We start from the raw sequence: 10,602 nt of genomic DNA on the forward strand, positions 1-10,602 counted from the left end.
CCCCTGGGTCGTGGGGCGCGGCGCGCTCCGTGCCCATCCGGACTAGCCCGGTCGGGCCACCTCCGAACCACCCGAAGAGGCAGTCAAGTTGAGCTGAACCGCCCGCACGGGTGATGCGTCCTTATGCTGGAGCACGTGCTGCCGTGAAATCCCTGCGGAACGACATCCGTGGGGCAACACTGGGATCACCGAACTGACAGACGGGGGGCGGCCATGAAACCCGCATCGAGCCGCAGGACACTCACCACAACGCAGCGAAAGAACGCATCCATGTGCCAGCACCAGCCAACCTGCCCGTCAGCCGCCTCCGCCGACCGGGAGGCCGCGCTCCTCGTGGCGCACCACCCGGAGCAGGGATGGAGTCTGCTGTGCAACGGCGTACTCGTCTTCGAGGACACCGGTGAACTGCTGCCCGACGGCCGGATCATCGCGCCGCACCGCCCCCTGGGTTCGGGACTGGCGACCGCTGCCTGATCCCTGCCCCGCAGGAAGAACGGAACAGCGAGAACGCAACAGCCGGCGACAGAGCAGAGCCGGTGACGCGACGAAGGGCCGGCCCGGGTGTTTCCCGAACCGGCCCTGCCGTATGTCCGCTGCCCGTCGGCAGCCGTACGTCCGTCAGTTGTCGTACGCCGTCAGTTGTCGTACGCGTCCAGCGGCGGGCAGGAGCAGACGAGGTTGCGGTCGCCGAAGGCGCCGTCGATACGGCGCACCGGCGGCCAGTACTTGTCGGCGGGCGAGACACCGGCCGGGAAGACGGCCTCCTCGCGGGTGTACGCGTGGGACCACTCGCCGCCCAGCGCCGCCGCGGTGTGCGGGGCGTTGCACAGCGGGTTGTCGCCGGCCGGCCACTCCCCGGACGCGATCTTCTCGATCTCGGCGCGGATCGCGATCATCGTGTCGCAGAACCGGTCGAGCTCGGCCAGGTCCTCGCTCTCGGTGGGCTCGATCATCAGCGTTCCGGCCACCGGGAACGACATGGTCGGCGCGTGGAAGCCGTAGTCGATGAGGCGCTTGGCGATGTCGTCCACGCTCACGCCGGTCGCCTTGGACAGCGGCCGAAGATCGACGATGCACTCGTGCGCGACCAGCCCCTTGGGGCCGGTGTACAGCACCGGGAAGTGCGGTTCGAGACGCTTGGCGATGTAGTTCGCGGCCAGCACGGCCACCTGCGTCGCCCGCTTGAGCCCCTCGCCACCCATCAGACGTACGTACGCCCAGGAGATCGGCAGGATCCCGGCCGAGCCCCACGGCGCGGCCGAGACCGGTCCGACGCCCGTCTCGGGACCGGCGGTCGGCTGCAGCGGGTGGTTGGGGAGGTACGGCGCGAGGTGGGCCCGTACACCGACGGGGCCGACACCGGGGCCGCCGCCGCCGTGCGGGATGCAGAAGGTCTTGTGCAGATTGAGGTGCGAGACGTCCGAGCCGAACTTGCCGGGCTTGGCGAGTCCGACCAGCGCGTTCAGGTTGGCGCCGTCGACGTACACCTGCCCGCCCGCTTCGTGCACCGCGGCGCAGATGTCGGTGATGTGCTCCTCGAAGACTCCGTGGGTCGACGGATAGGTGACCATCAGCACGGACAGCTCGTCGCGGTACTGCTCGATCTTGGCGTTCAGGTCGTCGACGTCGACGTCACCGTCCTCGCGGGTCTTCACGACCACGACCTTCATCCCGGCCATCACCGCACTTGCGGCGTTGGTGCCGTGCGCCGACGACGGGATGAGGCAGACGGTGCGCGCGGTGTCGCCGTTGGCCCGGTGGTAGGCGCGCACGGCCAGCAGACCGGCCAGCTCACCCTGCGACCCGGCGTTGGGCTGGAGGGAGACCTTGTCGTATCCGGTGACCTCGGCGAGCCGCTCCTCCAGCTCCTGAATGAGCGTCAGGTAGCCCTGGGCCTGCTCGACCGGGGCGAAGGGATGCATCGCACCGAACTCGGGCCAGGTGACCGGCTCCATCTCGGTGGTGGCGTTGAGCTTCATCGTGCAGGAGCCGAGCGGGATCATCCCCCGGTCCAGCGCGTAGTCACGGTCGGCCAGCTTGCGCAGGTAGCGCAGCATCGCCGTCTCGGAACGGTGCTGGTGGAAGACCGGGTGGGTGAGGACGGCGTCCTCGCGCAGCAGCCCCGAGGGCAGCGCGTCGGCGGTGCGCCCGTCGAGCGCGTCGATGTCGCCCTCGGCGCCGAAGGCGGCCCAGACGGCGGCCAGCTGGGTACGCGTGGTGGTCTCGTCGCAGGCGATGGAGACCAGGTCCGCGTCGACCTGGTGGAGGTTGACCCCGCCCTCCCGGGCGGCGGCGACGACCTCGGCGGCCCGGCCCCCGGTCCGTACGGTGAGGGTGTCGAAGAAGTCGCCGTGCACGACGTCGGCCCCTGCGGCGCGCAGTCCCTCCGCGAGGACGGCGGCGTACCGGTGGGTGCGCCGGGCGATGTCCCGCAGGCCGTCGGGGCCGTGGTAGACGGCGTACATCCCGGCCATCACGGCGAGGAGCACCTGTGCGGTGCAGATGTTGCTGGTGGCCTTCTCGCGGCGGATGTGCTGCTCACGGGTCTGCAGGGCCAGCCGGTACGCCTTGTTGCCGTCGGCGTCGACGGAGACCCCGACGAGCCGGCCCGGCAGGCTGCGCGCGAACTTCTCGCGTACGGCCATGAACCCGGCGTGCGGCCCGCCGAAGCCCATCGGGACGCCGAACCGCTGCGTCGTGCCGACCGCGATGTCGGCGCCCAGCTCACCGGGCGAGGTGAGCAGCGTCAGCGCCAGCAGATCGGCGGCGACGGTGACGACCGCGCCCAGCTCGTGGGCGCGCTCGATGAGGGGGGCGATGTCCCGGACCCGGCCGGAGGCGCCGGGGTACTGGAGCAGGACGCCGAAGACACCGCGCTCGGCCACATCGGCCGGGATGCCGTCCGCGAGGTCGGCGACGACGACCTCGACACCGGCCGGCTCGGCGCGCGTGCGGATCACCGCGACGGTCTGCGGAAGGGCGTCGGCGTCGACCAGGAAGACACCGTTCTTGACCTTGCCGACCCGGCGCGCGAGGGACATCGCCTCGGCCGCCGCGGTGCCCTCGTCGAGGAGCGAGGCGCCCGAGGTGGGCAGACCGGTCAGATCGGCCACCACGGTCTGGAAGTTCAGCAGCGCCTCCAGACGTCCCTGGGAGATCTCCGGCTGGTAGGGCGTGTACGCCGTGTACCAGGCGGGGTTCTCCATGACGTTGCGCAGGATGACCGGCGGGGTGAACGTGCCGTAGTAGCCGAGCCCGATCATCGGGGCGAGGACCTGGTTGCGGTCGGCGAGCGCGCGCAGTTCGCCGAGGACCTCGGCCTCGGTGCGGGCGTCCGGGAGGTTCAGCGCGTCGGTGGTCCTGATGACCTCGGGGACGGCGGCCGATGTGAGCTCGGCGAGCGATCCGTAACCGACGTGGGCGAGCATCTTGGCCTGGGCCCCCGCGTCGGGCCCGATGTGGCGCTGCTCGAAGGGGGTGCCACGCTCCAGCTGGGAGAGCGGAGTGCGAGGGGAAGTCATGGCGGAGGCCTCCTGGTCGTTACGACCTGCGAGGGGTACCACGGCACGGGTACCCGGACGGCCTCCCCCTCTGTCATCTCAACCTGAGAGTTTCACCGGCCCGCCTTTCGACGTGCCCGCTTTCACCGTCGGTGAGGTAGGGATCCGGACGTGCCCGCCCGACGCCCGCCCTGCTTTCCAGAGTGACCTCGTCCGCGCGGTACGTGTGCCTGAGAGATTCCGGGGAGGAGTTGCTCCTTCGGCGCCCCCGGACGATGTGTCCGAAGGGCTCTCCCGCGCGGGGTCAGCAGCCACTGGCCAGCGTACCAGCGAGCCGCTTCGCACGGTGTTCGAGTGGCCGATACCCCGGATCTGGACTTCTCTGAGGGGAAGACCTTCGCAGGGGGCGGGAGACAGCGTGTTCCGTCGCGATCAGTTGGAGGAACCGTGCAGACCGACATAGATCCGCGCAGCCTGATCGGCCGCAAGGCATTCGACCGCAACGGCCTCAAGATAGGCACGGTCGACGAGGTCTACCTCGACGACGCCACCGGAGTCCCCGAGTGGGCCGCGGTACGCACCGGGCTGTTCAGCCGGGATGCCTTCGTCCCGCTGAAACCGAGCGAGCTGGTCAGCGAGACCCTGCGGGTGCCCTTCGACCGGACCCTGATCAAGGAAGCGCCGGACTTCGGTGTCGGCCGCCACCTCTCACCGGAACAGGAACTCCAGCTCTACCACCACTACGGGCTCGGTATTTCGGCCCCCACACCGCCCCCGCCCGACCGCGACTTCGGCCGGCTCGCGGGCGAGGAGGAACGCGCCTGACCCGCTTCCCCGGACGCGGCGCCCGACCGACCCGGCGCGGCTCCCGACCTCGCGCCGTCTTCCCCGGCCCAGGACCCCGGCCGACCCGTCGCCGCCCCGGACCCCGCGCCATCTTCCCCGGCCCTGAACCCCGGCCCGGGGCGGGGCGCCCCCCGCCCCCCGCCGCCCCCCCGGGGGCCCAGCTGTCCCCGGCTCATCCGGGCCGGAACCCCTTCGACCGGGGGCATTTCCCGAAGCCAGAGCGTCATCGCAGGTCAGAGGGCGGGGCGATTCCGGTTCAAGTCCGGTTCCGGGCACTCCCGCCGGACGCCGGGCGCGGCCGGCGGAAGGTGCCGACGCGGGCACGTCGCCGGGAACCTCGTGCCGTCGAGCAGAGTACGTGTCCGGATTTCCTTGCCCGTGACCGATTGCCGTGGTGCAACCGGCCCGGAAACGCGGGGCGTTGGCCCGGCCCCCCTCCCGGATCCCCGGATCAGAGCTCGGTGGATGCGCCCGGGGCGAGAATCTCCAGCGGGATGCCGGTCAGTCCGTCCTCGCCGAGGAACATGGCGGCCGAACTCTGGCCCAGCTCGCTGAGCATCAGCTCGTGGATCTGGATGCTGCGGCCGGGGCGCACGGCTTGCACGAAGTCGGCGGCCTCGCCGAACTTCGTCCACGGGCCGCTGGTCGGCAGCAGCAGCGTCTCGACGGGGGCCTCGGGCACGGAGTAGGAGTCGCCGGGGTGGAAGACGCGGCCCTCCACCAGGAACCCGACGTTCTGCCCCTGCGGGATCTTCTCGTGGATGAGCGCGTGCTGCTCGCCGTGCACGGTCACCTGGAAGCCCGCGACGTCGATCCGGTCGCCGGCCGACACGGCGACAGCCTGCGCACCCAGCTTCGCCGCCGCCTCGGCGGTGGTGTGGACCGTGAGGCCGGGGCGCCTGGCCAGCTCCGCCCTGAGTGCGGCCTCGTCGAAGTGGTCGAAGTGCTCGTGGGTGACGAGGATCGCGTCGGCGTCGGCGATCAGCTCAGCCGCGTTCGGTGTGAAGGTGCCCGGGTCGATCAGCAGGGTGCGGTCGCCGTCGGTGAGGGTGACACAGGCGTGGGCGTGCTTGGTGAGGCGCATGGGATTCCTCTCTCTGTTCTCTGTACTCAATCTCTGCATCTGATCTCTGCACTGATCTCTGCAACGAAACTGTACAGCCACATTGTATATTTTCCGGATGGACCTTGATGACGAAGACATCGCCGAGGAGCTGCGGCGCTCGATCGGGCGGTTCGTGCGCGCCGTCCGTGCCCGCGCCGACACGGTGCCGCCGATGCAGGCCACGGCGCTGGGGACGCTCGACCGCGAGGGCCCGCAGACCATCGCCGGTCTGGCCGCCGCACACGGGGTGAAGCACCAGAGCATGAGCCGTACGGTCATCGAGCTGGAGGCGCTCGGTCTGGTCAGCCGCTCCCGTAACCAGCGCGACGGGCGCTCCTTCCTCATCGCGATCACTCCGGCGGGCGCCGAGGCCCTCGACGGTGACCGGCGCACCCGCCGTCGCTGGGTGGCGGACACCATCGCGGAGCGGCTGACCGCCGACGAGAGACGCACCCTGCTCGCCGTCCCGGACCTGCTCGACCGTCTCTCGGGCGCTGCCGAGCGGCCGGAACGACCCCGGCCGGGGTCGGTGGGGGCCCATGCCAGGGAAGCCGGTCCGGATCGGCCGTGAGGTGCCCGCGCCGGGGATGACCACGGTCCGGCCCGCATCGAAGGCACCGAAGGCACCGAAAGCACCGAAAGATCCTTCCCAGGCACTACGTCCTTCTCTTTGCTCTCCCATTACTCTGGTCCCGAGGCCACGCACCGTGGCCACTGAGGAGTGAGATGAGGAGCAGCAACCCGGTCTTCTCGCGACGGGGCTTCAGCCGCGACAACGGCTACGCGGGGTTCAACGCGGCGCCGCAGGCCGGGGGCCCAGCGGTAGGGACCAACCCGTACGCGCAGAACCCGTCAGGCCAGAACCCGTACGCCGCCAACCCGTACGTGACCGACCCCGACGGCCCCCAGGCGCCCGCCCGCGCCGGCGCGATGACGATGGACGACGTCGTCACGCGTACGGCCGTCACGCTCGGCACGGTCGTGGTCGGCGCGGCTCTGGCCTGGGTGCTGCTGCCGGTCTCGTCGACCAGTTACGGACTGGCCTTCGGCTCCGCGCTGGTGGCCTTCGTCCTGGCGATGGTGCAGTCCTTCAAGCGGACACCGGCGCCCGCGCTGATCCTCGGTTACGCGTTCTTCGAGGGCATCTTCCTCGGCGTGATCAGCGAGATGTACAACAGCCAGTGGTCGGGTGCGCCCTTCCAGGCGGTGCTGGGCACGATGGCGGTGTCGGCCGCGAGCCTGGTGGCGTACAAGCAGCGCTGGATCCGGGTCACCGCGCGGTACGCCTGGATCGGCATGATCATCGCCATGGCCTTCCTCATGGTGATGGTGGTCAATCTGCTGCTGGTCGCCTTCGGTGTCGCCGGTGACGGCGGACTGCGCGACTTCGGGCCGCTCGGCGCGCTCGTCGGGGTGCTGGCGATCCTGATCGGCTGCTTCTTCCTGACGCTGGACTTCAAGCAGATCGAGGACGGCATCACCTACGGCGCTCCGCGCGAGGAGTCATGGCTCGCGGCCTTCGGGCTGACCATGTCGCTCGTCTGGATCTACCTGGAGATGCTGCGGCTGGTCGCGATCTTCAGCGGTAACGACTAGATCGGTAACGACTGGATCCAGAGCGGCCATCGGCCGACAGTGAGGGGCCCGTCCGGACGTTCTCGTTCCGGGCGGGCCCCTTCGGCTTCACTGGACCGGTGTTCACTGGACCGGCGTTCACTGGATCGGATGAGCGGCTCTGTGGTGCCGGGTGAGTTCCCGGAGGGCTGCTACAGCAGGCGCCGTGCGGCTCGTCTCAGGTCGTACTCGTGGATGATCGCCTTGGCATGGCCGTAGGCGAGGTGGTGTTCGGTCCTGAGCCAGCTGACCTTCTCGTCGAAGCGGACGAGGGTGGGGCCTTCGTCGACGGCGCGCAGCCAGTCGGACACTTCACGGCCCGTGCACTCGGGGATGCGGGAGAGCATGTTGCGATGGGTCTCTTCGGAGAAGACTTGGGACATCGGCGCCTCCGGAGGCATTGCGCTGAGTCGGCCTTGCTGAGTCGGCCTTACTGGTGCCTTCCCTGCACCGTGCCTCAGCATCGGCCCGTTGGCAACAGTCCGGGGCGGGCGCGTAGGGTCGCGGCGTGCTCGATACGACCCCTCTCACCGCCGCCGCCGACCGCTTCGCCGACCGGCTGCGCTCCGCACCGCAGAGCCGGCTCCAGCGGGGTGCCGCCGCCGTCGGGCTCGCGCTGGCCAGGGAACTGTCGTCGCGTGCCCAGCGCCTGGAGTCTCCGGACTCCGCCGTGCGGACCATGCCGGATGCCGGGATGTTCGCGGTGGCCGACCAACTCGCCGTCGCCGCACACGACTTGGCCGAGGAGCTGCGAACGGCCCCGTCCGTCGAGCTGGACGAGGCCGTGAAGTCGGTGGAGTCGGCGGAGGCCGGATCGGGGCTGTGAGGGGCGCGAGCGGTGCGACCCGGGGGGCGTGAGATACGCAAGTCCCGTGCGGGCGCGCCCCGGTGGTGCGTTACAGCGACGCTATGACGCGGTCCGCGAGGATGTAGACGTTCTCCTCGCCGCAGGTGAAGGTCAGCGCGTACGCACCGGAGATGCCGGAACCGCCCAGCAGGACCGGGTTGTCGCCCGCGCGCAGGGCCTCGGAGAGCCGCTCGGCGGTCTCGCGGTGGCCCGGGGTCATGCAGAGCGTGGTGCCGTCCGTGAAGACGTACACATCGAGCGTCCCGAGCGGGCCGGGACGGACGTCGGAGAGCGCGGTGCGGGTCTCGGCCAGCTCTTCGAGGCGGGTCACCATGCGCTCGTGCTCGGTCACCACCGGGGTCTGCACCGGGACGAAGTCGGGGTGCGAGGGGTGCCTGCGGCGGGCCGCGGCCAGTTCGGCGCTGTCCGGCGCGTACTCCTCGGCGCCCGGCTCCTCGTCCGCTTCGGCGCTCTGCTCGACGGCCGACTCCAGCTCAGGACCGAAGCCGGTCTCGAAGGCCGGGTCCATGCCGGTGAAATCGGTCTGGCGCGGCAGGAAGAACGCGGCGTCGTCCCCGAGGCCGGTCAGACCGCCGAGGAGGGACGGGGCGTCCGCCGCGTCGCGGGACTCCTGGGCGGCCCAGAAGGCGCGCGCCTCGGCCAGCTCGCGTTCGCGCTCCTCGGCCAGTGCTTCGGCGACGGCCGCGCGTATCTCGTCCGCCGGGGTCTCCTCGCGGGCTGCCGGTATGGCCGCGCCCCGGGCGTTGCCGCCGGAGGCGCCCGCGAGGTCGTCGCGGAGCGCGGCGATCTGGCGGCGCAGGCCGTGTGCGGCATGCAGGGACGCAGCGCCGACGGCCGTGGCGGCGGCCGTCGTCAGCAGCAGGGCAATCGACAAAGTGCTCACTGACTTACTCCCGGATTCAATCGTTCCCCGACTTCCTACATCAGCTTGTCGTGAGAGCGCGCCCCCCGGCAGTGCATTACGTCATGAATTGGACAGGTCTTTGGGCCCTGGTTTTCCCTCTGAGGCTGCTGTGACCTGCGGGAATCAAGTGACCCCGGGAGATAGGTCACATCCTGGGGGAGATTCGGTCACGACTGGGCGGCGAGAGGCGTGAGTGGCGGTGAGTTGTGACAGTGCCGTCATCAACCATGCCTCTGGGTAGCGGAGTTGCGAGCGCCCCGACCCCTCCGGCAGGAGGGATCGGGGCGCATGGTTCGACGCGGTGTCACTGGTTGACCACGCTGTGTATCGCAGGGGCGGCCTGCGCCGCGCGGCCGGATTCAGCTCTGCGCCAGGGGTCAGCTGAGGCGCTCGATGACCATCGCCATACCCTGACCGCCGCCCACGCACATCGTCTCCAGGCCGAACTGCTTGTCGTGGAACTGGAGGCTGTTGATCAGCGTGCCGGTGATGCGCGCGCCGGTCATGCCGAAGGGGTGGCCGACGGCGATCGCCCCGCCGTTCACATTCACCTTGTCCAGGTCGAGGCCCAGGTCGCGGTAGGACGGGATGACCTGGGCCGCGAACGCCTCGTTCAGTTCGGCCAGGTCGATGTCGCCGATCGTCAGGCCGGCCCGCTTCAGCGCCTGCTTCGACGCCTCGACGGGGCCGTACCCCATGATCTCGGGGGAGAGGCCGGTGACACCGGTCGAGACGATCCGGGCCAGCGGGGTCAGACCCAGCTCGCGCGCCTTGGTGTCGCTCATGATCACCAGAGCCGCCGCGCCGTCGTTGAGGGGGCAGCAGTTGCCCGCGGTGACGCGGCCGTCGGGGCGGAAGACCGGCTTCAGCCCCTGGACGCCTTCGAGCGTCACGCCCGCGCGCGGGCCGTCGTCCGCGGAGACGACAGTGCCGTCGGGGAGCGTTACGGGGGTGATCTCGCGGGCCCAGAAGCCGTTCTTGATCGCTTCCTCGGCGAGGTTCTGCGACCGTACGCCGAACTCGTCCATGTCCTGGCGGGTGATGCCCTTGAGCCCTGCCAGGTTCTCGGCGGTCTGGCCCATCGCGATGTACGCGTCGGGGACCAGGCCGTCCTCGCGGGGGTCGTGCCAGGAGGCGCCCTCGCTCTTGGCGACGGCCTCGGTGCGCGCCTCGGCCTCGGCGAAGAGCGGGTTGTGCGTGTCGGGCAGGCTGTCGGAGTTGCCCTTCACGAAGCGCGAGACCATCTCGACACCGGCCGAGATGAAGACGTCGCCCTCGCCCGCCTTGATGGCGTGCAGTGCCATCCGCGAGGTCTGGAGCGACGACGAGCAGTAGCGGGTGACCGTACAGCCGGGGAGGTGGTCCATCCCCATGGCCACGGCGACGATACGTCCCAGGTTGTTGCCCTGCTCGCCGCCGGGCAGCCCGCAGCCCAGCATCAGATCGTCGATGTCCCGGGGATCCAGCTCGGGGACCTTGGCGAGCGCGGCCTGGATGATGGTGGCGGTGAGGTCGTCGGCGCGCAGGTCCTTCAGCGATCCCTTGAAAGCGCGGCCGATGGGGGAGCGGGCGGTTGAGACGATCACGGCTTCGGGCATCACGGCTCCATGGGGCTGAGGCGGGGACAGCGGGCTGATCGGGCGGCGGTGCTGATCGGGCGGTGGTGCGGGTCGGGCGGTGGTGCGGGTCGGGCGGTGGTGCGGGTCGGGCGGTGGTGCGGGTCGGGCGGTGGTGCGGGTCGGGCGGTGGTGCGGGTCGGGCGGTG

At 70.4% G+C, this 10,602-nt stretch carries 10 protein-coding genes and 1 riboswitch; of the genes, 5 read left to right on the plus strand and 5 right to left on the minus strand.

All coding sequences use genetic code 11. The features are described 5' to 3' along the window. Window positions 1-270: 270 nt before the first annotated feature. The gene (locus tag ACFXBC_RS30290) at window positions 271-474 is read left to right on the plus strand and encodes a DUF5999 family protein (RefSeq protein WP_385031537.1); all 204 of its coding nucleotides are present in this window, start codon (window positions 271-273) and stop codon (window positions 472-474) included. A gap of 161 nt (window positions 475-635) precedes the next feature. Here ACFXBC_RS30290 and gcvP read toward each other — a convergent pair whose 3' ends face one another. Beyond that, complete coding sequence (gene gcvP, locus ACFXBC_RS30295; RefSeq protein ID WP_385031540.1) at window positions 636-3,521, minus strand: aminomethyl-transferring glycine dehydrogenase; 2,886 nt, start codon at window positions 3,519-3,521, stop codon at window positions 636-638. A 187-nt stretch (window positions 3,522-3,708) separates the two neighbouring features. Next, window positions 3,709-3,807, minus strand: a riboswitch (glycine riboswitch). A gap of 140 nt (window positions 3,808-3,947) precedes the next feature. Between gcvP and ACFXBC_RS30300 the strand changes: the two genes are divergently transcribed. Beyond that, window positions 3,948-4,325, plus strand: coding sequence for a PRC-barrel domain-containing protein (locus ACFXBC_RS30300; RefSeq protein ID WP_385031543.1), 378 nt, complete (start codon window positions 3,948-3,950; stop codon window positions 4,323-4,325). A 472-nt stretch (window positions 4,326-4,797) separates the two neighbouring features. Here ACFXBC_RS30300 and ACFXBC_RS30305 read toward each other — a convergent pair whose 3' ends face one another. Continuing rightward, window positions 4,798-5,430 carry an MBL fold metallo-hydrolase gene (locus ACFXBC_RS30305; RefSeq protein WP_385031546.1) on the minus strand — a complete coding sequence of 211 codons (633 nt, stop codon included), beginning with the start codon at window positions 5,428-5,430 and terminating at the stop codon, window positions 4,798-4,800. A gap of 97 nt (window positions 5,431-5,527) precedes the next feature. On the opposite strand from ACFXBC_RS30305, the gene ACFXBC_RS30310 reads away from it, so the two are divergent. Continuing rightward, entirely contained in the window at window positions 5,528-6,022 is a 495-nt protein-coding gene (locus ACFXBC_RS30310) for a MarR family winged helix-turn-helix transcriptional regulator (protein WP_385031549.1), read from the plus strand. Window positions 6,023-6,177: 155 nt separating this feature from the next. Continuing rightward, window positions 6,178-7,047 (plus strand): Bax inhibitor-1/YccA family protein, encoded by an 870-nt coding sequence (locus ACFXBC_RS30315; RefSeq protein ID WP_385031552.1) that lies wholly within the window; start codon window positions 6,178-6,180, stop codon window positions 7,045-7,047. A 170-nt stretch (window positions 7,048-7,217) separates the two neighbouring features. Here the strand turns inward: ACFXBC_RS30315 and ACFXBC_RS30320 are convergent, their stop codons facing one another. Then, the gene (locus ACFXBC_RS30320; RefSeq protein ID WP_385031555.1) at window positions 7,218-7,448 is read right to left on the minus strand and encodes a DUF4287 domain-containing protein; all 231 of its coding nucleotides are present in this window, start codon (window positions 7,446-7,448) and stop codon (window positions 7,218-7,220) included. 125 nt (window positions 7,449-7,573) lie between these two features. Between ACFXBC_RS30320 and ACFXBC_RS30325 the strand changes: the two genes are divergently transcribed. Continuing rightward, the gene (locus tag ACFXBC_RS30325) at window positions 7,574-7,891 is read left to right on the plus strand and encodes a hypothetical protein (RefSeq protein WP_385031558.1); all 318 of its coding nucleotides are present in this window, start codon (window positions 7,574-7,576) and stop codon (window positions 7,889-7,891) included. A gap of 70 nt (window positions 7,892-7,961) precedes the next feature. Here the strand turns inward: ACFXBC_RS30325 and ACFXBC_RS30330 are convergent, their stop codons facing one another. Together ACFXBC_RS30330 and ACFXBC_RS30335 are read right to left on the minus strand one after the other, a co-directional pair. Next, window positions 7,962-8,792 carry a hypothetical protein gene (locus ACFXBC_RS30330; RefSeq protein WP_385031563.1) on the minus strand — a complete coding sequence of 277 codons (831 nt, stop codon included), beginning with the start codon at window positions 8,790-8,792 and terminating at the stop codon, window positions 7,962-7,964. A 422-nt stretch (window positions 8,793-9,214) separates the two neighbouring features. Continuing rightward, window positions 9,215-10,435 carry an acetyl-CoA C-acetyltransferase gene (locus ACFXBC_RS30335; protein WP_385031561.1) on the minus strand — a complete coding sequence of 407 codons (1,221 nt, stop codon included), beginning with the start codon at window positions 10,433-10,435 and terminating at the stop codon, window positions 9,215-9,217. Between the last annotated feature and the right edge of the window lie 167 nt (window positions 10,436-10,602).

Origin of the sequence: Streptomyces sp. NPDC059398 (assembly GCF_042751845.1) — a bacterium.
In the GTDB taxonomy this organism is placed as follows: Bacteria; Actinomycetota; Actinomycetes; order Streptomycetales; family Streptomycetaceae; genus Streptomyces.